Source organism: Providencia sp. TYF-12 (assembly GCF_041344805.1).
Lineage (GTDB): Bacteria > Pseudomonadota > Gammaproteobacteria > Enterobacterales > Enterobacteriaceae > Providencia > Providencia huashanensis.
Window position 1 is genome coordinate 1,810,748 of record NZ_CP166833.1, and the last position, 24,136, is coordinate 1,834,883.

At 39.4% G+C, this 24,136-nt stretch carries 22 protein-coding genes; 12 read left to right on the forward strand and 10 right to left on the reverse strand.

From position 1 onward, the window contains the following. The 3 genes from ABE954_RS08060 to ABE954_RS08070 form a co-directional block, all read right to left on the reverse strand. Nucleotides 1-627, reverse strand: coding sequence for a response regulator transcription factor (locus tag ABE954_RS08060; protein ID WP_042844669.1), 627 nt, complete (start codon nt 625-627; stop codon nt 1-3). 222 nt (nt 628-849) lie between these two features. Further along, nucleotides 850-1,230 carry a methyltransferase gene (locus ABE954_RS08065; RefSeq protein WP_371025893.1) on the reverse strand — a complete coding sequence of 127 codons (381 nt, stop codon included), beginning with the start codon at nt 1,228-1,230 and terminating at the stop codon, nt 850-852. An 8-nt stretch (nt 1,231-1,238) separates the two neighbouring features. Then, nucleotides 1,239-1,880, reverse strand: a complete 642-nt coding sequence (locus ABE954_RS08070) for a methyltransferase (RefSeq protein ID WP_371025846.1) — start codon at nt 1,878-1,880, stop codon at nt 1,239-1,241. A 1,056-nt stretch (nt 1,881-2,936) separates the two neighbouring features. Here ABE954_RS08070 and ABE954_RS08075 point away from each other — a divergent pair. The 5 genes from ABE954_RS08075 (at nt 2,937) to glnB (ending at nt 8,604) form a co-directional block, all read left to right on the forward strand. Continuing rightward, a complete protein-coding gene (locus tag ABE954_RS08075; RefSeq protein ID WP_042844664.1) occupies nt 2,937-4,376 on the forward strand; it encodes a HAMP domain-containing sensor histidine kinase in 1,440 nt (479 codons plus the stop codon). A gap of 83 nt (nt 4,377-4,459) precedes the next feature. Further along, the gene (qseG, locus tag ABE954_RS08080) at nt 4,460-5,215 is read left to right on the forward strand and encodes a two-component system QseEF-associated lipoprotein QseG (RefSeq protein ID WP_071548855.1); all 756 of its coding nucleotides are present in this window, start codon (nt 4,460-4,462) and stop codon (nt 5,213-5,215) included. Next, on the forward strand, nt 5,202-6,542 hold the full coding sequence (gene glrR / locus ABE954_RS08085; RefSeq protein ID WP_042844663.1) for a two-component system response regulator GlrR: 1,341 nt from the start codon (nt 5,202-5,204) through the stop codon (nt 6,540-6,542). The genes qseG and glrR overlap by 14 nt, the downstream gene beginning before the upstream one ends. A gap of 88 nt (nt 6,543-6,630) precedes the next feature. Further along, nucleotides 6,631-8,253, forward strand: a complete 1,623-nt coding sequence (locus ABE954_RS08090; protein ID WP_071548212.1) for an NAD+ synthase — start codon at nt 6,631-6,633, stop codon at nt 8,251-8,253. Between the two features lie 12 nt (nt 8,254-8,265). Beyond that, nucleotides 8,266-8,604, forward strand: a complete 339-nt coding sequence (gene glnB / locus ABE954_RS08095; protein ID WP_004912721.1) for a nitrogen regulatory protein P-II — start codon at nt 8,266-8,268, stop codon at nt 8,602-8,604. 194 nt (nt 8,605-8,798) lie between these two features. Here the strand turns inward: glnB and hmpA are convergent, their stop codons facing one another. After that, on the reverse strand, nt 8,799-9,998 hold the full coding sequence (gene hmpA / locus ABE954_RS08100; protein ID WP_042844659.1) for an NO-inducible flavohemoprotein: 1,200 nt from the start codon (nt 9,996-9,998) through the stop codon (nt 8,799-8,801). 463 nt (nt 9,999-10,461) lie between these two features. Here hmpA and glyA point away from each other — a divergent pair, with 463 nt between their 5' ends. Next, a complete protein-coding gene (gene glyA, locus ABE954_RS08105; RefSeq protein ID WP_105881182.1) occupies nt 10,462-11,715 on the forward strand; it encodes a serine hydroxymethyltransferase in 1,254 nt (417 codons plus the stop codon). 81 nt (nt 11,716-11,796) lie between these two features. Next, a complete protein-coding gene (locus ABE954_RS08110; RefSeq protein ID WP_042844654.1) occupies nt 11,797-12,948 on the forward strand; it encodes a 3-phenylpropionate MFS transporter in 1,152 nt (383 codons plus the stop codon). Nucleotides 12,949-13,101: 153 nt separating this feature from the next. On the opposite strand, the gene ABE954_RS08115 is transcribed toward ABE954_RS08110, so the two are convergent. The 5 genes from ABE954_RS08115 to ABE954_RS08135 all read right to left on the reverse strand — a co-directional run bounded on the left by ABE954_RS08115 (nt 13,102) and on the right by ABE954_RS08135 (nt 18,690). Next, nucleotides 13,102-14,379, reverse strand: coding sequence for a TRAP transporter large permease (locus tag ABE954_RS08115; RefSeq protein ID WP_210814098.1), 1,278 nt, complete (start codon nt 14,377-14,379; stop codon nt 13,102-13,104). Beyond that, nucleotides 14,370-14,849 carry a TRAP transporter small permease gene (locus ABE954_RS08120; RefSeq protein WP_048607855.1) on the reverse strand — a complete coding sequence of 160 codons (480 nt, stop codon included), beginning with the start codon at nt 14,847-14,849 and terminating at the stop codon, nt 14,370-14,372. The genes ABE954_RS08115 and ABE954_RS08120 overlap by 10 nt, the downstream gene beginning before the upstream one ends. Nucleotides 14,850-14,925: 76 nt before the next feature. Then, complete coding sequence (locus tag ABE954_RS08125) at nt 14,926-15,930, reverse strand: C4-dicarboxylate TRAP transporter substrate-binding protein (RefSeq protein ID WP_071548209.1); 1,005 nt, start codon at nt 15,928-15,930, stop codon at nt 14,926-14,928. A 31-nt stretch (nt 15,931-15,961) separates the two neighbouring features. After that, complete coding sequence (locus ABE954_RS08130) at nt 15,962-17,416, reverse strand: tagaturonate reductase (protein WP_048607853.1); 1,455 nt, start codon at nt 17,414-17,416, stop codon at nt 15,962-15,964. Between the two features lie 368 nt (nt 17,417-17,784). Then, the gene (locus ABE954_RS08135) at nt 17,785-18,690 is read right to left on the reverse strand and encodes a GntR family transcriptional regulator (RefSeq protein ID WP_042844651.1); all 906 of its coding nucleotides are present in this window, start codon (nt 18,688-18,690) and stop codon (nt 17,785-17,787) included. A 143-nt stretch (nt 18,691-18,833) separates the two neighbouring features. On the opposite strand from ABE954_RS08135, the gene ABE954_RS08140 reads away from it, so the two are divergent. After that, entirely contained in the window at nt 18,834-19,850 is a 1,017-nt protein-coding gene (locus tag ABE954_RS08140) for a zinc-binding alcohol dehydrogenase family protein (protein WP_048607851.1), read from the forward strand. 90 nt (nt 19,851-19,940) lie between these two features. On the opposite strand, the gene suhB is transcribed toward ABE954_RS08140, so the two are convergent. Continuing rightward, on the reverse strand, nt 19,941-20,744 hold the full coding sequence (gene suhB / locus ABE954_RS08145; protein WP_042844648.1) for an inositol-1-monophosphatase: 804 nt from the start codon (nt 20,742-20,744) through the stop codon (nt 19,941-19,943). A 123-nt stretch (nt 20,745-20,867) separates the two neighbouring features. Here suhB and trmJ point away from each other — a divergent pair, with 123 nt between their 5' ends. The 4 genes from trmJ to iscU all read left to right on the forward strand — a co-directional run bounded on the left by trmJ (nt 20,868) and on the right by iscU (nt 23,965). Then, complete coding sequence (trmJ, locus tag ABE954_RS08150; protein WP_042844647.1) at nt 20,868-21,599, forward strand: tRNA (cytosine(32)/uridine(32)-2'-O)-methyltransferase TrmJ; 732 nt, start codon at nt 20,868-20,870, stop codon at nt 21,597-21,599. Nucleotides 21,600-21,718: 119 nt separating this feature from the next. Then, nucleotides 21,719-22,216, forward strand: a complete 498-nt coding sequence (gene iscR, locus ABE954_RS08155; RefSeq protein WP_004264917.1) for a Fe-S cluster assembly transcriptional regulator IscR — start codon at nt 21,719-21,721, stop codon at nt 22,214-22,216. A gap of 122 nt (nt 22,217-22,338) precedes the next feature. Further along, a complete protein-coding gene (locus tag ABE954_RS08160) occupies nt 22,339-23,553 on the forward strand; it encodes an IscS subfamily cysteine desulfurase (protein ID WP_042844645.1) in 1,215 nt (404 codons plus the stop codon). Nucleotides 23,554-23,578: 25 nt separating this feature from the next. After that, nucleotides 23,579-23,965 (forward strand): Fe-S cluster assembly scaffold IscU, encoded by a 387-nt coding sequence (iscU, locus tag ABE954_RS08165; protein WP_004264914.1) that lies wholly within the window; start codon nt 23,579-23,581, stop codon nt 23,963-23,965. The last annotated feature ends 171 nt before the right edge of the window (nt 23,966-24,136 follow it).

Here is a 24,136-nt window from a genome sequence, read left to right on the forward strand (position 1 = left end):
TTATCGAGAAATCAGGTTGTGTTCTAATGCATAATGAACCAGATCGATGGTATTTTCACACTGTAATTTACCGAGTACATTAGCACGGTGCACATGAACAGTTTTATGGCTCAATTCGAGTTGTTCAGCTATGACCTTAACGCTTAACCCTGATACTAATAAATCAAATACTTCGCGTTCACGAGGGGTAAGCTCTTGAATTCCTTTTTGTTGCTGCGGTGAATGGCGTAAAGCTCTCATGGCATCTGAACATAGGTAGCAACCTCCCTGATGGACAGAACGAACAGCTTGGACTAATTCTTCTGGTCCGCAGCGTTTCGTTAAATAAGCGCTAGCCCCCGCATCTAACGCACTTTGAACAAAAGCCGGCGTGTCATAAATACTTAAAATAATTGTACGGAAGTCGGGCTTTTTCTGGCGTAGACGCGTGAGTAATTGCAAGCCGTTTTCATCAGGCATAGAAATGTCCATAATGGCCACATCTATATCAAGGTTAATTAGGTTTGGCCAAGCTTCTTGGGCATTTGCATATTGCCCAACCACTGAAATATCACTTTCTAAGGTAAGCAATTGAGCGAACCCAGACCGTACAACAATATGGTCATCAATTAAGGCGATTTTTATCATTTGGCTTTATTATTTTAATGTGTAGTGTGTTACTCAGTCTTATATCAAGATGGGAAAGGATAATCTATAAACATCATTTAGAATTCTGATATTCATCAGAAAAGCAGAGTATAAAAGGAGGAGGGAAGGCGAGCCCACAATAGGCAATGACTTAATCGTACAAGGTAATAAAACTAAGGCTTAATGCTTTATTACCTGAAGAGTTAGCCCTTACTTAGATGATTAAACAGGCAATACTTCAATGATATAAACGTGGGTATCCGTGTCGATGATTCGGTTAAGTTTTAACCCAGACTTGGCAAATAGCGCTTCAAACTCTGCTTTTGTATGCCCGCCGCCATCCGCGGAAAGGTTGATACAGAGTAAATCCAATTCTTTGCCAAAATAGGGTTTGTCATCATCACCAATAACACAATCGATCAAGAGTAATTTAGATGATTGCTTCATGGCACGGCGGATAGTTTTTAGGATCTCAACAACTTTGTCATCTGGCCAGTCATGGCTGATATACTTAAGTAAAAATATATCGGCTTCTGGGCATTTTTCAAAGAAAGAACCGGGGCAAGTTTCCCAACGAGAGTCATCTTCTAATAAGTGTAAGATATTATTTTCTAAAACATGTACCTATCAAATAGAATACCTTGAACTGTTGGGTTGTTTTTCAGTACTTCGAGAAGTAAACCACCAAAGCCACCCGCAATATCAGCTACAACAATATTTTCATTGAAATCATAATGCCTAACTACAGAGTTATTTTCTATCGCTGAAAATGATGACATACCATTATGGAAGTTGTCGGGTAAGTTGGCATTTTTCTCCCAATATTCAAAGAAACTACCGCCAAATAAATCTTCAAATACCGGTTTTTTTAATGCGATATCACTTAATTGATAAGACGGCATCCAAAATGTTTGGTCTGTTACCATGAGTATCGCTTGGCGTAATGAAAATGGATGATCAGCCTTTAGAAATTCGGCTTCAGGGTTTAAGGCAAAACGCGAGTCACCTAGAGAGGTAAAAATCCGGTGGCTGGCAAGCAGGCGCAGTATTTGGCGAATTGTTCTTTCTCTGCAACCGAGTTCTTGTGCTAGCTGCTCTGACGTTTTGGGGCCACTCTCTAAGTGTTCAGCTAAATTAAGTTTTGCAGCTGCACGTAATGCAGCTTGAAACATGAAACCAATTGTTTGCTGTAAAACGTATACGCCAGCACTGAGGTCATCTGGTTTGTTAGTTACCGTTGAAGAGTCTTTCATTTGACATCCTATTATTGTTTAAAAAAAGGTCAATTGATTTGTTCTTTTTAAGTATTGTATTACTTTGCGGAAAAAGCAAACCATATAAAAAGAAAATGCGAGAATTTCTTATCTTAATGTATTATAAGTAATTATTTTTTTGGTTGTCTGCTTTGTTATAGATTGTCAAATTAGAGTCAATATTTTATTTCACACATAAAATATAAATATATTTAATGTAACTTAACTGAAATATCAATAGGGTTAACTAGGTTTTTCCCCCTCTAATACGGGGTGTATAAAATTAACGACAGACCAGTATTGCCACTGTCGCCAAATGGAGACACTTATCTTATTGATATTTAAGGTTATTTTATTTTTGGTGCTAGAGTGTCTTAAATTAGCGACAATACGATGAATGGAGAACACTATTTTTGTGTACTTAAATCCCGCAAAAGAATGATTGAATATATTTTTTGTTATTATTCAAAGTGATGAGTGTTTTCTTGAAAAGTTGGCATGGCTTGTGCATAATAATACTCAGTTGCTCATTCAATTTATTATGTAGGTCCATAATTAGTTGGGTACATACCACATAAAGCAAGAATGACGCCAAAGTAAGGTGCCTACCGTCCAACAGCACAGATACTCGCCTTCGGGCCTTATCAAACACAGGGCGACACGTTGAGTGAGGCACCACCTATATGATTATCTTTATTGTAAAGACATAGTCATATAAAAGAAGTAACCCATCGCTGGCGGGGTAGAGTCCAATACTCTATCCCGCCTTCCTGTTTATCTCCCCCAATCTTTCGAACCGCTGCGTTGCTATCTCAGTGTAGTTTCCCCAAAGATCATCTTAAGTGATTGGTTGTTGAAATGCGCTTTTGCTATTTATTTATCAATAGATATGCGTGGCTAAAAAGCCCCGACCTTTATTTAGAGAGGTTGGCATGTTGATTGCTATCACATTATACACTTAGTCTGATTTCAACATTGCGGTATACAGAATTGTGATTCAACTACCCGTCCTACAAAGAGTTCTGTTACCATTAAAAAACGTTTAATGAGTATGAGATGAATGCATTGAGTAAATGGCGTTTTTTCCCGCGCTCCTTGCGCCAATTGGTTGTTATGGCATTCTGGTTGGTATTATTACCACTCTTAGTGTTAGCTTATCAGGCTTACCAAAGCTTAGAGCAACTGAGTAATCAAGCAGCCGATATCAATAAGACCACATTGCTTGACGCAAGGCGCAGTGAGGTCATGAGTAGTCTCGCCTTGGAAATGGAGCGTAGTTATCGGCAATATTGTGTTTTACAAGATGCGACACTACAGACACAGTATCAAAAGCAATTTGTTGACTATGAACAGATGCTTGAGCGCCAAAAGACGATTTTACCGAAAGACTCAGATACCTCTAACCTGTCTAAAATATTAGGGCAACTTAAAGCAGTTACTTGTGAAAATAACGAACCAACCCAGAAAGTTGTTCAAGCATTGGAACAATTTTCCGCTGAAAATGCACTTTTAATTCAAGAAACAAGAAATGTGATTTTTAGTCGTGGAGAGCAATTACAAAAAGCAATTGCCAATAAAGGGCAATTATTTGGTTGGCAAAGTTTAATCCTCTTTTTATTGAGCGCATTACTGGTCACTTTATTCACAAGGATGATTATTGGTCCGGTGAAGGTTATTGAGCGAATGATTAACCGCCTCGGTACTGGTCGAACCTTGGCGAGCAATATAGAACGCTTTAAAGGCCCTCGAGAGCTGCGTACTATTGCTCAGCGGATCATCTGGTTGAGCGAACGTTTGGCATGGCTTGAATCTCAACGCCATGAATTTTTGCGTCATATTTCACATGAATTAAAAACGCCTTTAGCCAGTATGCGTGAGGGAACAGAACTTCTTGCGGATGAGGTTGCTGGGCCATTAACGGTCTCCCAAAGGGAAGTTGTCGAAATCTTAGATCATAGCAGTAAGCACCTTCAGCAACTTATTGAACAACTTCTTGATTATAATCGCAAATTGGTAGATAACCCACCTGAAGCACAATTAGTCGATTTGCAAAAGCTGATTGACGATATTGTAAATGCACATAATTTACCGGCGAGAGCGAAAAATATTAAAACGGACGTGCGTCTAAAAGTTGAAAGTTGCTTAGCAGAACCGACACTTCTTGGGCGTGTAATCGATAATATCTACTCCAATGCGGTGCACTATGGCAGCGAATCAGGTAATATTTGGGTTTCTAGTCGTAGGATAGACAATAAACTTCTGATTGAAGTTGCTAATACAGGTACTCCAATCCCAGATTCTGAAAAAAGCATGATATTTGAGCCTTTTTATCAAGGTTCATTACAAAGAAAAGGTGCTGTTAAAGGAAGTGGATTAGGGCTAAGTATTGCACAGGATTGCATCAAACAAATGGGGGGAGAGCTCTCCTTGGTGCCTCATAAATCAGCAGATGTTTGTTTTAGAATTGAACTGCCTCTAACAGCAGAGAATGAATAATGGTAAATCGGTCTACAGAACTTTTAACCGTACTTTGTAATAAAGTCGCGTTTAATAAACAAAAGCAGGTGGTTAGTTACGTGATGAGACGTACAACTACACATATTGGGGTGGTTTTATTTGGCCTTTTTTTAACAGGTTGTGTTACGAAAGATGGGCAATCCCCCCTTGAAACACTGTCACAAGTTGTTGTACCTGAAGTTAAAGTGACTGACTATCGCTATGCATCTTGTGAAACTATTTGGGATAATGACCAGCTAGCAGCTCGTGAAAACGCCTTGTTTTGGTTACGTATGATGGATTGTGCTGATAGGGTTGATATGACTCAGGCTCGAACTGATGCTAATCAAATAACGGTGACGGATTGGTCGACGGCATTTCAACAAAATATCTTATTAAATTCAGCAGACCCCAGCATTGCTGAAAGGCGAAAAATGCTTGATAGCATTAATACCTATAGTTTGAGTTTTCCAACAGGGGTACGCCCCTTATTGCAGCTATGGCGTGAACAACAAGTGCAAATTATTAATCTTTCTGATGCAGGTTCGCGTTATAAGCGTTTGCAGCAAGAAATGGACAGTAAACTCGACCGCCTAAAGGAAGACAATGCCAAGCTGGCTTTTGAATTGAACACGACTGCGCGAAAATTAGAAAACTTAACGGATATTGAACGCCAACTTTCTTCACGCAAAAAAAGTACTAATGAAACAGAAAAAGAAGTCGAGAATGCAGTAGAAGGGGAAAAACCTACATCTTCAGAGAGCCAGCAGCCAAGTAACACATCGGGCTCATCTGTAGAACAGCCTTCATCGGAGAATGAACCTAATGACAAACCGTAAATCGGCAAATTTACTGTTAGTGGATGACGACCCAAGTCTACTTAAACTACTCGGAATGCGTTTAAGTAGTGAAGGTTTTAAAGTCATTACGGCAGAAAGCGGGCCTGAAGCACTAAAAATATTACAAAAAGAAAAATTAGATTTAGTGATCAGCGATTTACGAATGGATGAAATGGATGGCATGGCGTTATTTGATGAAATTCAAAAAGCCCATCCGAATATGCCCGTTATTATATTAACGGCACACGGCTCTATTCCTGATGCTGTTGCGGCTACACAACGAGGGGTATTTAGTTTCTTAACTAAACCCGTTGATAAAGATGCACTATATAAAGCCATCGACGAAGCTCTTGCGCTTTCATCAACCCCAATAAGTGATGAGGAATGGAGCTCTGGTATTGTGACTCGCAGCCCTTTAATGATCCGTTTACTAGAGCAAGCCCATATGGTTGCTCAGTCAGATGTAAGCGTATTAATTAATGGGCAAAGTGGTACAGGTAAAGAAGTATTGGCTCAAGCAATCCATAAAGCAAGCCCTCGTGCTCGTAAGCCATTTATTGCGATTAACTGTGGCGCATTACCTGAGCAATTATTAGAGTCTGAACTTTTTGGCCATGCTAAAGGTGCATTTACAGGCGCGGTGAGTAATCGTGAGGGGTTATTTTTCGCTGCTAGTGGTGGGACCTTATTTTTGGATGAAATTGGTGATATGCCAATGCCATTGCAAGTCAAATTATTGCGAGTGTTGCAAGAGCGCAAAGTACGCCCCTTAGGAAGTAACCGTGATTTAGATATTGATGTACGAATTTTATCTGCCACTCATCGTGACTTACCGAAAGCGATGGAAAAAAATGAGTTTAGAGAAGACCTTTATTACCGCTTGAATGTAGTTAATCTACGTATTCCTGCATTGAATGAACGCTCTGAAGATATCCCATTATTAGCTAATCATTTATTACGTGAGTCAGCATCTCGCCATAAACCGTTTGTACGCAGTTTTTCCAGTGATGCGATGAAATGCCTTATTACCGCGAGTTGGCCAGGAAATGTGCGTCAGCTAGTCAACGTCATTGAACAATGTGTTGCACTCACCACGTCTCCTGTTATTAGTGAAGCGCTTGTCAGTCAGGCTCTGCAAGGGGAAAATACGGCCCTCCCGACTTTTGTTGAAGCGCGTAATCAGTTTGAACTAAATTACTTGCGTAAGTTATTACAAATGACGAAGGGGAATGTGACTCAAGCTGCTAGAATGGCAGGGAGAAATCGTACAGAATTTTATAAATTACTTGGTCGTCATGATTTAGAAGCCAATGATTTTAAAGAATAAATGAAAATTATTGACCGCATGAATTTTATCGAACAAATTATGTGCAATAGAGCAATCCATATTCATGCTTCGGGAGAAAAAACACCTTATGAGCCGTAAGCTTAACATTTCGCTAGCACAACTTAACTGGCTAGTCGGTGATATTGAAGGCAATTGTGAACGCATGCTGCAAGTTGTAAAAGAACAAGCAGGTCACACTGATATCGTTATGTTTTCAGAGTTATCACTGACTGGGTATCCTCCGGAGGATTTGATTTTCCGTGGTGATTTTGAAGACCGTTGCCTCGTACAACTTGAACGCCTACAAAAAGCCAGTTCTGCTACAGCAATTATCGTCGGTCACCCATGGTATGAAAACGATGAAATCTATAATGCGTTGTCATTTTTTTACCAAGGCAAATTACACGCACGTTATTTTAAACAAGAACTGCCAAATTATGGTGTATTTGATGAGCCTCGTTATTTCACGGCTGATGAAAAAACCTGCGTAGTCGAATTTAAAGGTTATCGCATTGGGTTATTGATTTGTGAAGATATTTGGTATGACGAGCCAGTGGATGCCGTTAAAGGCGCCGGTGCTGAGTTATTACTCACGATAAATGCTTCACCTTATGATATTCACAAAGAACATATTCGTAGTGACTTGCTGGTCGATCATTGCCAACGTACTAATATGCCTATCGTCTATCTCAACCAAGTCGGTGGTCAAGATGAACTAGTATTCGATGGCGGTTCTAAGGTATTGGCGAATAAAGGTAAACAAGTATACCAGTTGGCTGAGTTTGAAGAACAAGTAGCGACAGTCCATTTTGAAGATTTGGTATTGGTGACTGATGGTGGGGCTCAAGAAGAAACGAACTCAGTGGCTCAAGTTTACCAAGCGTTGGTATTGGCAACACGTGATTACATCACTAAAAATGGCTTCAACGGTGCCATTTTAGGGTTGTCTGGGGGGATAGACTCAGGGCTGACTGTTGCTATTGCCGTAGATGCAATAGGTAAAGAGCATGTACAGGCAGTGATGATGCCTTTCCGCTATACTTCTGAAATGAGCATCCATGATGCCAAAGAACAAGCTGAGCTGCTCGGAGTTGAATTTGATATTGTTTCTATTGAGCCAATGTTTGATGCATTCATGGCACAATTAGCACCTATGTTTGAAGGTACAGCAGCTGATACAACAGAAGAAAACCTACAAGCACGTTGCCGAGCTGTTATTCTAATGGCAATGTCTAATAAACGCCGTCGTTTAGTGTTGACCACAAGTAACAAAAGTGAATCGGCCGTGGGCTATTCAACATTATATGGCGATATGGCTGGGGGATTTGATGTATTAAAAGATGTGCCTAAAACCCTCGTCTTTGAGTTAGCTAAATATCGTAATACAATATCGCCAGCTATCCCTCAACGTGTCATTGATAGGCCTCCTTCTGCGGAACTTGCTCCAGGCCAGTTAGACCAAGACAGCCTACCGCCTTATGACGTTTTGGATGCGATACTTGAAGGTTATGTCGAAAAAGATCTCTCCGTTAATGATTTAATTAAGTTAGGTTTTGATAAAGACATGGTGCGTAAAGTTGTACGCCTTGTTGATATTAACGAATATAAACGCCGTCAAGCTCCTATTGGGCCGCGTATTACCATGCGTAATTTTGGGAAAGATCGCCGTTATCCGATCACCTCAGGTTTTGGCCGTAAAAACTGGTCATAACAGGGACTATTTATGAAAAAAATTGATGCAATTATAAAGCCATTTAAACTTGATGATGTTCGTGAAGCTCTGGCTGAAGTAGGAATAACTGGGATGACTGTTACTGAAGTGAAAGGCTTTGGTCGCCAAAAAGGGCATACCGAGCTGTATCGCGGTGCAGAATATATGGTCGATTTCCTCCCTAAAGTAAAAATTGAAATTGTAGTTCCGGACGATATAGTCGAAAACTGTGTCGAAACCATTATGCAAACCGCGCAAACCGGTAAAATTGGTGATGGTAAAATCTTTGTTTATGACGTTGCCCGGGTGATCCGCATCCGTACGGGTGAACAGGACGAAGAAGCGATTTAAACATAGAAGGAAAAAGCGGTAACGGAAAATACACAGGAATGGGATTAAAACAGTGTATTTGTTAGATGAACCCGTTACCGCTAAATTGCGAGAAAACTAAGCCGCTTGAGCTTTAAAACGTGATTAAAGCAATTTTAATGCGTTAATGCATCTCAAGAAATGCTCTTCTCACGAGAAGAGCATTTTTTTATCAATTAGTTGAGTGGCAGAACCTTATGTGGGCCAAAACATTCATAGTGAATAGCATTGGCATCAACCCCCATTGAAACTAACTGTTTACCAACATGTTGCATAAAACCGACTGGGCCGCAGAAGTAAAACTGCATGTTTGGTTGCTCAATCCATTCACGAACTTGCTCTAAGTCCATTAAACCTTGGAATTGATAATCAAAGCCAGCCCGATCAGTTGTACGAGGTTGATTAAACCAAATGGCAGATTGCCCCGCTTTTTGTTTTGCCATCAGTTGTTGTATTTCATGGCTAAAAGCATGAACAGCCCCATTTTCAGCCGCATGTAACCAATTAACTTGTGCATCGTGCCCTTGTTCTGTGAGGTGGTTAAGCATACTTAACATCGGGGTTAAACCTACACCCGCAGAAATTAACGTGACAGGGGTTTGGTTATCAACATCGATAAAGAAATCACCACAAGGAGGGGCCAATAATACGCTATCACCTTCATTTAATTGCTGGTGTAAGAAATTAGAAACAGCGCCTTGGTCTTCGCGTTTTACGGCGATACGATAGCTATGACCATTAGGTGCAGTAGTTAATGAATATTGGCGAATTTCTTGGTTTTCAAAATCATCACTATTTACATAGATTGTAATATATTGCCCTGCGCGGTAATTTGCGACGGGTTTGCCATCGACAGGGACAAATTCAAAACTGGTGATGACATCACTTTGTGGCTGTTTTTGTTTTAGTTTAAATTCCCGTAGGCCTTCCCATCCCCCCGTTTTATCTGAGTTTTCTTGGTAAATTGCGGCTTCACGACCAATGAAAATATCCGCTAATACACCATAAGCTCTTCCCCATGCATCAAGCACTTCTTGACCTGGGTTAAGTAATTCATCGATAGCTGCCAGTAAGTTTTCCCCAACAATTGGGTAGTGCTCCGGTTTGATATTTAAACTCACGTGTTTTTGTGCGATTTTTTCCACGGCAGAAACCAGTGCTTCAGGTGTTTCAATGTGGACGGCATAAGCGCAAATAGCATTGAATAGGGCTTCGCGTTGGTCACCATTCATTTGGTGAGTCATATTGAAAATATCTTTTAGTTCAGGATGTTGTTTAAACATTCTGTCATAAAAATGGGCGGTAAGTTTGGGGCCTGTCTCAGCAATGGCAGGGATAGTTGATTTGACAATGGCAATGGTTTGGCTATCTAACATACAGGTGCTCCTGAATTATTTTCATGTTCCCTTAGTGTTCATCGCGATGATGTATTTTTCAGCTACTTGAAAATATATTGCATATTTTCATTTAGATAGCGTTATTTCACCGTAATAAACGTACTTTTATTTGAGAGACACAAAGTTTATTTATAAACATGTATTTTAAATACAACTTATAATATTTAAGGTAACAAGTAAATACTCAAACGTGGAAAATATGACTGAAATAAACACATAATGAGAAGGGGCTTGCAAATTCAGCGATCTCTGCGTCAAAAAATAAAATTTGGACTATTTTATAGTGAAGCCTTAAGAAGCAAATGAAGTGAAAAAAATTAATGCAATCGTTTGCGTATATTTTTTCTTTAGGGCTATCTCAACAGAGAAAAAGAGTTTACACTGTGTGTTATTGCGATGAATCGATTTTCAACCTATTGAATTGCTGAGGCAGGAGAAGCGAATGTTAAAGCGTGAAATGAATATTGCAGACTATGATCCAAAACTATGGGAAGCAATGGAGCAAGAAGTACAACGTCAAGAAGAACACATTGAATTAATTGCTTCTGAAAACTATACCAGTCCACGAGTCATGCAGGCTCAAGGTTCTCAGCTAACCAATAAATATGCAGAAGGCTACCCAGGTAAACGCTATTACGGCGGTTGTGAGTACGTTGACGTCGTTGAGCAATTAGCGATTGACCGTGCAAAAGAATTATTTGGTGCTGATTACGCAAACGTACAGCCGCATTCTGGTTCACAAGCAAACGCTGCTGTTTACATGGCTTTATTACAACCGGGCGATACAGTGTTAGGTATGAACCTTGCACACGGTGGGCATTTGACGCATGGTTCGCCAGTTAATTTCTCGGGTAAGTTATATAATATCGTTCCTTATGGTATTGATGAGAGCGGTAAAATTGACTACGACGATATCAAAGCACAAGCAGTAAAACATCAACCTAAAATGATTATCGGCGGTTTCTCTGCATATTCAGGTGTGGTTGATTGGGCTAAAATGCGTGAAATTGCAGATAGCATTGGTGCTTATCTGTTTGTTGATATGGCTCACGTTGCAGGTCTTATTGCAGCTGGTGTTTATCCAAACCCAGTTCCTCACGCTCATGTTGTCACAACAACGACCCATAAAACTTTAGCAGGCCCTCGCGGTGGTTTGATCCTTGCTAAAGGTGGCGACGAAGAGATGTACAAAAAAATCAACTCTGCGGTATTCCCAGGTTCTCAAGGTGGCCCTTTAATGCATGTGATTGCAGGTAAAGCGGTTGCGTTGAAAGAAGCTATGGAGCCAGAGTTCAAAGTTTACCAGCAGCAAGTGGCGAAAAATGCGAAAGCCATGGTCGACGTTTTCCAAAAACGTGGCTATAAAGTTGTGTCTGGTGGAACTGAAAACCACTTATTCTTAGTTGATTTAGTTGATAAAGGTATTACTGGTAAAGATGCTGATGCAGCTCTTGGCCGCGCTAATATCACTGTTAACAAAAACAGCGTACCAAACGACCCGAAAAGCCCATTCGTAACGTCTGGTGTACGTATTGGTTCTCCAGCAATTACACGTCGTGGTTTTAAAGAAGCGGAAGCAGGTGAGCTAGCTGGCTGGATGTGTGATATTCTAGACAACCTCAATGACGAAGCGACCATTGAAAGCGTGAAACAAAAAGTATTAACAATCTGCAAAAAATACCCAGTTTACGCATAATATAAACAATATTTAATTACCTAAACCCGCTTCTACATGTTTGTATGAGCGGGTTTTTTGCATTGAAAAAAGGGAGGGGTGATGGTCATTCCATCAACACGTTGGTTAGCTATTGACTATTTTACCTATTTTTTTGCGTATAGTATTTTTTTACCATTTTGGTCTGTGTGGCTACAGGGCGAGGGTATTGATGCAGAAATGATAGGGGTTTTACTCGGTGTCGGGCTAACAGCTCGCTTCCTAGGTGCAATGTTTATTACTCCTTCCGTTAAAGAGCCCTCAAAACTCATCATGGCACTACGACTGCTAGCAGGTCTCTCATTAATTTTCTCTGTTGGTTTTGCTTTTGGTTCCCATTGGGCATGGTTATTATTTGTGATGATAGGGTTTAACTTGTTCTTTGCACCAATGGTTCCATTAGGGGATTCGTTGGCTGGCACTTGGCAAAAACAATTTTCATTCGATTATGGCAAAATCCGTGTTTGGGGCTCTATCGCATTTATTATCGGCTCATCTTTAATGGGCTATTTGGCGGGAGTCTGGGGTCATCAGTCCATTATGGTTGCTTTGATTATAAGTTGCTTAGCATTATTGCTAGGGTCAATGTTAAAACCCGCTATCATGCCGACTGGAGCTGCCAAAGTAGAGGGCGATGATAAGCTTTCCTTTAAGCAATTAATTGCAGATAAGAACATCGTGAAGTTTTTAGTTTGCGTAACGCTGCTGCAAGGTGCACATGCAGCTTATTATGGGTTTGCGTCCCTATTTTGGAAAGAAGCGGGCTATTCAGATTTAGTAATAGGTAATTTGTGGTCACTGGGTGTTGTCGCAGAAGTGATAGTTTTTATGTTGAGCCACCGTTTATTTAGGCGTTGGAGTGCTCGTAATCTATTACTCTTATCTGCATTTTGTGGGGTGATTCGCTGGGGCTTAATGGGGGCATTTACCAGTTTACCAGTATTAATCATTATACAAATACTGCACAGTGGTACCTTTACGGTTTGCCATTTAGCCGCGATGCGTTTTATTAGTGCGCGTAAAGAAAATGAAATCATTCCGTTACAAGGGGTGTATTCTGCCCTAGCCACCGGTGGTGGGTTAGCTGTGCTTACAATTATTGTTGGTTATATTTATGAGCGCGTTCCAGCCCATCATGGTGTGGTTTTCTATTTAATGGCTCTTCTTGCTATTCCTGCCATATTTATTCGACCCAAAATTGTTGCTCAGCCGTAATGGTGAATAGTTACGAGGGAGTCTGTTGTCAAGTAGTGAAGTGAATATGCGTATTCTTGCTGCATTTCATTTATATTAATTTAAATAAAAACACTTAATTAAAATGGGCAAGTAGCTTTCTGAGCTACTTGCCATCTAAAGTTAGTATTATTTTTATAAGCTTGGTAAGAATGTTGTAAATACAGGCATAAATGTCACTAGTAATAAAACAACAATTAATGCGAAGAATAACGGTAATACTTCACGAATAAAGTCAGAAATACGCACACCTGTGATAGACGTCGCGACAAACATCACTGTTCCCATTGGTGGCGTTAAACAACCAATAGCCAAATTCAATATCATCACAATACCAAAGTGGATTGGGTCGATACCGAGTAATTTCACCGTTGGCATTAATAGAGGAACGAGCACAATAATCGCGGCATTACCTTCAATGAACATGCCTAGAATTAACAGAACCGCATTGACTATCATTAAAAATACATAAGGATTGTCAGAAAAATTGGTCATCATTCGCGCGACATCTTGTGCCACTTGCTCATTCGTCAATACCCATGCTAATGCGGAACATGTCATGATGATTAGCATAATACTCGCGGTTGAACGAGCTGTTTCGAGAAACGAAGCGGCGATATCTTTTAACTTCATTTCGCGATAAAAGAAGGTACCAATAACGATGACATAAAGTACAGCAATTGCACCAGCTTCTGTTGGGGTAAAAATACCAAACCTAATTCCACCAATGATCACAAGAACCAACAAGAAAGCTGACATTGCGCCTTTACCGGTTTGGTATACCTCTGACCAAGTCGGTCCTTTTTCTCTTGCTGGTTTATAGCCACGTCTCTTGGCAATCAAATAAATAGTAACCATTAAGGCAAGGCAGCACATAAGGCCAGGAATAATTGCAGCCATAAACATTTTGCCAATGGAAACGTCAGCAACAAACCCATAAATAATAAGGGCTATCCCAGGGGGAATAATTGGGGTTATGAGTGAACCAGCGGCTGTCACAGCAGCAGAAAAACTCCTTCCATAGCCTAATTTCGTCATTTCAGGCACTAGCATTTTAGACAGCATTGCACAGTCTGCAAGGTTAGATGCTGATAGCCCACCCATCATGGTGCTTAACAATACGTTTGATTGAGCAAGACCTCCAGGGTAGTGGCCGGATAAAGTGCCAGTGAATTTTAGCATTCGACTGGTTATTCCAGTGTAATTTAATAAATTTCCTAATAAAATAAAAAAAGGAATAGCTAGTAAGGTTACGTTTTCCCCTGCACCAATAATTCTCTGTACGGCGATTAATGGAGAAATATCACCAACAGAAAAGAAATAAGTGAGTAAAGCGATTAATACACTTAAGAATATAGGGACGTTAATTAAAAAACAGAAAATTAATACAATACAGGCGATAACTACTGACATGGTTTATCCCCTTTAATTAATTTGCTCATATCTTCCAACAAATGTTGAATTGAAAATAACACCATGATGGATGCACCAATAGGAACAGAGAGGTCGATGTAATAATAAGAAACACCAATAATTGGGGTTATCTTATCTTCTGCAATAATAGACAGTTCGTATCCAAGGTAACCGAAAATTGATAAAGCAATGATAGCCATAATATGGGTGAATACTGCGATAACTAACTGTATTTTTTCAGGAAATAAAGAGGTGATGGCATCAATACTGACATGCATTCTTTTACCTGCGGCCGAAGCGGCACCGATCATGACAAGCCAGATGTAGCAAATAATTAAAACTTCTTCACTCCACATTAAAGGGTCATTAAGAAGCCAACGCATGAACACAGCAAGAATAGTGATCATCACAATCGCTGCGACGGCGAGTGATGATACAATATCACTTAATTTCCCCAGAAATTTAAACATAGAAGATCCTTGCAAGAATAATAGCTAACCTTATTATTGTGAAAAGACTGGCGGAATATACCGCCAATCATGATGGTTAATTATTAATAATATCTTGTGTTTGCTGGTATAAATTTGCAGACCACTCTGGGAATTCATTATAGAATGGCTTAGATTTTTCTTTGAAAAGCTCACGGTCAACTTCAACGACGGTAACCCCTTCATTCTTCATTTTTTCAATAATTTCTTTTTCTTCTTTTAGAACTAATTCAGTTAAATATTGGCCTGCTTCATTTCCTGATTCAACCAAAGCTTGTTGAATATTTTCAGGTAATTTACTGTAGGTTTTGCTTCCCATGACTAAGTTAGTGACGTTTTCTACATGGCCCGTTAGGATAAGAAATTTCGCTGCTTCATGGTGTTTTTGGCCATATAAAACAGGAATTGGGTTTTCTGCACCGTCAATAATTTTAAGGTTAAGTGCGGTATAAACTTCAGCTAAAGGTAATGGTGTTGGAGTTGCTCCCATCGCTTCTAAGCCTTTAATTTGGATTTTATTATTTGGTACACGGATTTTTAAACCTTTTAAGTCATCCGGCGTTTTTATCATTTTATTCGCGAGAATATGACGTGACCCATATAACCAATCTTTAGATACAACATGCAGGCCTTTTTTATCCAACTGCTGTTCTAAATTGCCATACCAAGGTGAAGCATTTAATTTAAAAATATCTTGATAGGAAAGGCCTAAATAAGGACCAAACATAATACCGTAGTCAGGGACATAGTCAGAGAAGAAAGCGCCATCAGCGAGAGTAATTAATGGGCTACCTAATTTCATTTGTTCTATGACATCTTTCTTAGAACCTAATTGTGAACTTGGGTAAGGGATTAATTCACCTTCACCATTTGTTTTTTCATTGAATTTTTTTGCCCATTCATGGATTGCTAAGTCAAAAGGTTCGCCTGGATTATTTTCGTAGGCAACTTTTAATTTATATTTAGCATCAGCAAAAGCTGAACCAGCCATACTGCCCATTAAAATCATAGTGCTGAGTGTTAAGCTAAGAATTTTCTTCCCGTTCAATGTGCTCAGTTTCATAAAAGTATCTCCTGTAGGGGGATTTATTGTTTTAAATAGTTTTTTTATATCTTTCACGTAAAGTGGATTCAGTGCCATTATGCAGAATAGCATTTATTTTTTGGCAAACATCTTCCTGTAATTGTGGAATTTCATTGAGATTTAAGCCCCATAAATCAGACATTGCTAAGACATTTTGGGTTAACTGCCTTGTATCCGAATCATAGAGGCTATCCCATTCTTTAAAACGTTTGAGCAAATAATCATCATCATTCAATGGGATTGATAATTGATTAAACTGCCCGCGATAAAAAACAATCAATGCCGCGAGTGAGAATGCAATGCAATAAGGGATTTGATTGTATTGGTTAGAATAAGAGATTAATTGAGGTAATAGCCGAGTTTTAAACTTGGTTAATGAATTAAGAGCGATAGAGAGTAATTCATGCTCTATAAATGGGTTGTTAAAACGGTCGATAACTGCGGATGCGAAAGCATTTAACTCCGTAGGGTCTTGAGATAACACAGGGATCACTTCGTTACCGATTAAATCCTTGGTGAAGGATAATAAAATGGGGTTAGATGTGGCCTCACGTACAGTTTTAATTCCTGCTAAATAAGCGACAGGTACCATTGAGGTATGTGCGCCATTCAAGATAGCGACTTTACGCTCTTTGTAAGGTTTAATGTCATCGACAATCTTTATGTTTAATGGCAATTCATTTAATTTCAGTTTTTTCTCTAATTCTTTTGGTCCTTGAATAACAAATAGATAAAAATATTCAGCGGTAACTAAAAACTTATCTTTATAACCTAACTCTTTTTCTAATTTACCGATTTCATTTTTAGGATAACCTGTCACTATTCTATCAACTAACGTAGAGCAAAAGGTATTGTGGTTATTCAGCCACATGATGAAATCATTAGGTAGATTCCAGTCCTCTGCGTGTTTATTGATAAATTCTTTTAATTTTTCACCATTATAATCGATTAATTCACAAGGGATGATTATCAATCCTTTGCTTTTATCACCATTGAAATGCTGATAACGGTGGAAAAGAAATTGAGTCAATTTTGCAGGAAAACTACTTGCAGGCCTATCGTCCAAGCAAACATCTTGTTTATAAACAATACCCGCTTCGGTCGTATTGGAAAAAACCCACTGTAAGTCTGGGTTTTCCGCACAACTTAAAAATTTATCATATTCAGAATAAATAAGAATTTCGCGATTAACGGAATTGATGATCCTGACATTTGAAACACTTTGTTGTTGTTCGTTGATTCCCCTGGTGATGGCGGTATATAAACCATCTTGCTCATTGATTGACGGGTGTGTTGAATCAATCGGCCTGACAATTGTTATGCCGCTATTAAAGTCTGTTTTTTCATTCAGTTGATCAACCATCCAGTCAATAAATGCCCGTAAAAAGTTACCTTCCCCAAACTGAAGAATTTTTTCTGGGTACTGCTTATTAGCCATTGATTGCCGATTCAGGTAATTATCCATGACTATTCCTCGAGTTATTATGTGTATTATTCATCTGGTGTGGGTTCAGACTAGAAGTATTTTTTTTTACGGACTATTAATTGCATCAATTTTGTGGGGTCAATGGCTTTTTGGTGTTTTTAATGTGTTTTTTATCAATTAAAAACATGGTTTTTATCTTTGTTAAAATGGTGATTATTATTATTTTTTATATAATTATATGATAATTAAGAAATATATTATTTTTTGGGTAAGTGAGGATGATTGGTTTTTTATGATTCTATTGTTTTTTTAGTGAAAAATTCAGGTTAAACGTGGAGGAGGGAATAATAATAGTAAGTCATAGGGCGCTCAATTAGTTTTTAATCAAGCGCTTGGATTGAATAGGGTTATTCATATGTCTGTTGTATCGAATTGATCATAGTCCGTTTAGCAGTATCTAAATGGTGACGAAGTTCATTCATCGCGACAATATCATTACGGCTAATTAAAGCACTTAAAATAGTCATGTGTTCTTCGATAGCAAGGACGTTTCTTTCTTTTAAGTCTGACTCATCCCACTGGTATTGGAAGTGGAATATAACAGTAATAATTTCAAGTGATTGGTTAAAAAAGGGATTGTTGGCTCCCGATAAAATAAGGCTATGTAATTCATAGTCTAACTGGGAAAAATCACGATAATTAATCGTGACTGTTTCGCGCAATGCCCTATGTTTAAGTAATAATTCTTTGGCTAAAATCCAACGGTGGTCATCCGCGGGTAAATTTAAAAAATGCGTAAGTGCATTTGTTTCAAGCAACTCCCTAAATTCAAAGAGTTTCTCTGCATATTCGCGAGAAAATTTCATCATATGCCAGTTGCCTCTATGGGTATTTTTAATTAACCCATATCGAGAAAATTCAACCAAAAATTCCCTAACCACACTGGAGTTAACATGGCTTTTCTTGGCGAGTTGTAACTCTGTAAAAGTATCCCCAGGCATCAGTTCTTTGCGTTTAATCATTTGGTAAAACGCTTTTTCGAATAACACAATTTGCTGATCTGGCAGGCTTGATTCAACTGGGAAGAAATCAGTTTTGTTTGGGTATCGAATAACGTGATATTCATTACCTTGTTTTTCAACAATTTTTTTCTCTAGTAAATATTCAATCGTGTGCCTGACAGTTGTACGACTGATATTAAACATTTCCGCTAAGGAAGATTGAGAAGGAAAAGGCGAAGTTAACAAATTTTTATGAATAGCATCTAAAAATTCATTAATAGAAGCGTAGCGCAAATTTTTACTTCTCACCATTTTGAGATCCCTCTAATTGATTTTTATTCTTAAAAAACCGATTTAAAACCGATTTTAAAACATTTAATCACAAAACCTGCTTGTTTAATATCTAGATTATGTTTTTTAAATTAAAAAAGACAGATAAATTGATGGAGGATGATATGAAGCAATTGATTTGTCAGGAACCTAAAAAGCTAGTCTATCAGCAAGTTGAAGAGCCAGTGGTCAAAGCCGGTCAGGTAAAAATTAAAATCCATGCTATTGGAATTTGTGGCACAGATATTCATGCATGGGGAGGAAATCAACCTTTTTTCCAATATCCTCGCGTATTAGGGCATGAGATTTCGGGGACCATTTGTGAAGTCGCTTCTGATGTAACTCAGTGGAAAGTAGGGCAACGTGTTGCGGTAATGCCTTATGTTGCTTGCTACGAATGTGGAGCTTGTAAAAGTGGTAAAACGAATTGCTGCGAAAAAATCTCAGTTATAGGTGTACATGAAGATGGGGGGTTTTGTGAGTATTTAAATGTCCCAGAGAATAATGTATTGGCAATCGCCGATACTGTTAGTGATATTGATGGGGCGTTAATTGAGCCATTTTCTATTAGTGCTCACGCGGTAAGGCGTGCGCAAGTGAAATCTCAAGATACGGTTTTGGTCGTGGGCGCAGGGCCAATTGGTTTAGGTGTTGCTGCTATTGCTAAAGCAGATGGTGCTAACGTGTTAGTTGCAGATACCAGTGCAGCAAGGCGCCAGCACGTAGAAAAGGTGCTGGGAGTCACAACCTGTGACCCAGCGGATGAAATGTATTTATCTGTCATTGAAGAAAATTTCCAAGGGCAGTTAGCAGAAAAAGTCATTGATGCGACGGGGAACCCGCATGCGATGAATAGCGCCGTTAATTTAATTCGCCACGGTGGGATAGTGGTATTTGTTGGCTTGTTTAAAGGCAATTTATCTTTTTCAGATCCCGATTTTCATAAGAAAGAAACCACAATGATGGGAAGCCGTAATGCAACGCTTGAAGATTTCAATAAAGTAGCGAAGTTGATGTCGGAAGGTAAGCTAACAAGTGAGATGATGTTAACTCATCAATTTGATTTTAATACCATTGGTGAGCGCTATGAGAAAGATGTTATTAATAATCGTGAGTTAATTAAAGGGGTTATTTTATTTTAAGTCACATTCGTTAAATTACATGCAAAAAAATGCCCACTTAAGACAGCTTGAACTGTAACTTGTTGTGGGCTTTTTTCAAACGGGGGGTAATTAGCGTTTAAGGGCTTCTGATAATTCGTCTTTCATAACGGATAATATATCTTTAACCACTCGTGGGCTACCAGCAACCAAGTTACCTGAAGCTAAATAGTTATGGCCACCGACAAAATCAGTCACAATACCGCCTGCTTCACGCATGATCAGCTTGCCACCTAAGAAATCCCAAGGTTTTAAACCAATTTCGAAGAATGCATCAACACGGCCTGATGCGACATAGCATAAATCTAACGCTGCGGAGCCTGTGCGGCGAAAATCAGCACATTTATCAAACATAGCCGTCATAATTTTCATATAGGCAGGAGCATGTTGCTTTTGTTTGAAAGGGAAGCCAGTTGCGACAATAGCTCCGTCAAGGCCACGTTTTTCATCGATACGAATGCGGTAACCATTAAGTTGCGCGCCTTGACCACGAACTGCGCTGAACAGTTCATTACGCATTGGGTCATAAACAACGGCAACCTCAGTACGGCCTTTAACGCGCACAGCGATAGAAACAGAAAAATGGGGAAGGCGTTTTGTGAAGTTAGTCGTGCCATCCAGTGGATCGATTACCCATTGAATATCGTTATCTTTACCTAATAACTCACCGCTTTCTTCAGTGATAATAGTATGATCAGGATATGACTTACGGATGATTTCAATAATCAACTGCTCAGATTCTTGATCAACGTTAGTGACAAAATCGTTAGCGCCTTTTTGAGTCACTTTGATATTACTAGGCATTTCATAGTTTTTAGCTATGTGATTACCGGCCTTACGTGCGGCACGTATGGCGATGTTAAGCATCGGATGCATGGGCTTTTTCCACTGGAATGTTAAAGAACGAAAAACAAGAGAGCCGAATTATATAGATGTTCGTCACAATAAGCAATTTTGTGTTAAACTGTGCCGATAATTTTTTCATTAAACGTATAAACCATGTTAGATAATATCCGTATTGTTCTTGTTGAGACCTCACACACTGGTAATATGGGCTCGACTGCCCGTGCAATGAAAACCATGGGGCTTTCAAATCTTTATCTTGTTAATCCTCTTGTTGAGCCTGATTCACACTCAATCGCACTTTCCGCAGGGGCAAGTGATGTTATCGGTAATGCCACGATCGTCAAAACGCTCGATGAAGCCTTAGAAGGGTGTAAATTAGTCATTGGTACTAGTGCTCGCTCTCGTACATTGTCGTGGCCAATGGTTGAGCCTCGTGAGTGTGGTGTAAAATCAGTAAACCAATCAAAAGAGTCACCAGTGGCGATTGTTTTTGGTCGTGAACGTGTTGGCTTGACTAACGAAGAGTTACAAAAATGCCAATATCACTTATATATTCCCACCAATCCTGAATATGGGTCATTAAATTTAGCGATGGCTGTTCAGTTGGTGAGTTATGAAATTCGTATGGCTTATCTGGCTATGGATGAAAAAAATGCGGTAATATCGCCGGATGATGAGGTAGAATACCCGCCATCAGAAGATGTTGAGCGTTTTTATGTCCATCTTGAGAGTGTACTACATGAGTCAGGTTTTATTCGTAAGGCACATCCAGGCTTAATTATGAATAAATTACGTCGCTTGTTCACCCGTGCGCACATTGAAACTCAAGAGTTACATATCTTAAGGGGTATCCTAACGTCGATGGAAAAATGGGCGAAAAAGTGAGGCTAAACTCGTGGTAAAAGTAGGTGAATAATACTTGAGTAAAATAGTCAGGTAAATAGTTGACTAAATTAGTCAGGAATGTCACAATCTTGCTATAATTTACCACGGAGTAATATGTTATGAGACTCACTTCCAAAGGGCGTTACGCGGTAACAGCGATGTTAGATGTCGCGTTACATTCTCAGTCAGGTCCAGTACCTTTAGCTGATATCTCTGAACGTCAGGGAATTTCCCTCTCTTATCTTGAGCAACTTTTCTCTCGTTTACGCAAAAACGAGCTAGTTTCCAGCGTCCGCGGTCCGGGTGGTGGTTATTTGCTTGGCAGAGACGCAGACCAAATTTTTGTTGCTGAAGTCATTGCTGCGGTTGATGAATCTGTTGACGCGACTCGTTGTCAAGGTAATAAAGAAGGTTGCCAAAATGGTGACCGCTGCTTAACCCACGCATTGTGGCGTGACTTAAGCGATAGAATCACAAGTTTCCTTAGCAGCATTAGTCTTGACGAATTGGTTAAAAACCAAGAAGTCATGGTTGTTGCTGATAGACAAGATAATGAACAGCGTAAAACCATGCCAAATGGAATAACACCTGAATCTATTATCAATGTACGTGCTTAAAAAATATATTAAAAATTGCAGTCGGTACATTTTGGTGAGGTTTTAGACGAAGAGCTAGCACCCGCTATTTGTACCTTTAAAAATTAAAGGCAAGCTATATTGACCTTTGGAGTATGTGAGCAATGAAATTACCAATTTATCTTGACTATTCAGCAACAACACCCGTCGATCCACGTGTTGCTGAAAAAATGATGCAATGTTTAACAATGGATGGGAACTTCGGTAATCCAGCATCCCGTTCTCACCGTTTTGGCTGGCAAGCCGAGGAAGCGGTTGATATTGCTCGTAATCAAATAGCTGAATTAGTGGGTGCTGACCCACGTGAAATCGTCTTTACATCAGGTGCAACAGAGTCTGATAACTTAGCGATTAAAGGCGCTGCCAATTTCTATAAAAAGAAAGGTAATCACATTATTACGTGTAAAACGGAACACAAAGCCGTTTTAGACACTTGCCGTCAATTAGAACGAGAAGGTTTTGAAGTGACTTATTTGTCACCACAAAGCAACGGTTTAATTGCCATGCAAGATCTCAAAGATGCTATCCGTGAAGACACAATTTTAATTTCAATTATGCATGTTAATAATGAAATTGGTGTTATTCAAGATATCGAAGCAATCGGTGAATTATGCCGTAGCAAAGGGATTATCTTCCACGTTGATGCGACTCAAAGTGTAGGTAAATTACCTATCGACTTGAACGCATTAAAAGTCGATTTAATGTCATTCTCTGCTCACAAACTGTATGGCCCAATGGGCATCGGTGCACTATACGTTCGTCGTAAACCGCGTGTGCGTCTTGAGGCACAACAACACGGTGGCGGTCATGAGCGTGGTATGCGTTCTGGTACATTAGCGGTTCACCAAATTGTCGGTATGGGCGAAGCGTATCGTATTGCAAAAGAAGAGATGGCATCTGAGTCCGAGCGTTTACGCGGGTTACGCTTACGTTTATGGAATGGCATTAAAGATATCGAAGAAGTTTACCTCAACGGTGATTTAGAACACGGTGCGCCGCACATTCTGAACGTCAGCTTCAACTATGTTGAAGGTGAATCACTGATGATGTCCTTGAAAGATTTGGCTGTTTCTTCAGGTTCTGCATGTACATCTGCAAGCCTAGAACCTTCTTATGTACTACGTGCTTTAGGGATGAATGATGAGCTAGCACACAGCTCAATCCGTTTCTCTTTAGGTCGTTTCACGACAGAAGAAGAAATTGACTATGCAATCAAAATGATTCATGGCGCAATTGGCCACTTACGCGAGCTGTCTCCTTTATGGGAAATGTTTAAAGACGGCGTAGATCTTAACAGCATCGAATGGTCTCACCATTAATCAGACGGTTTCAGGAGTATAAAAAATGGCTTACAGTGAAAAAGTTATCGATCATTATGAAAATCCACGCAACGTTGGTTCATTTGACAACAGCGACCCAAGCGTAGGCAGTGGTATGGTAGGTGCACCTGCATGTGGTGATGTCATGAAATTACAGATTAAAGTAAATGATGACGGCATTATTGAAGATGCACGCTTTAAAACGTATGGTTGCGGTTCAGCTATTGCTTCAAGTTCATTGGTTACAGAGTGGATGAAAGGCAAAAGCTTGGATGAAGCTGAGTCAATCAAAAATACAGCAATCGCAGAAGAGTTAGAATTACCGCCAGTGAAAATTCACTGCTCAATTCTAGCTGAAGATGCCATTAAAGCTGCTATTGCTGATTACAAAAGCAAACGCCAAAGCAAATAGGTATAAATGTTAGTGTATAGGGCAACCAATATTAATAAATAACAAAAGTTATCGTCCTATATCTGACAGATTATCCGTAATCATTTGGGGTGAATATCGCTGAGGGAAGTTAACACTCATCAGCTCAATGATGACGGATATAAAATAATTTGAAGGCGGATGCGACTAATC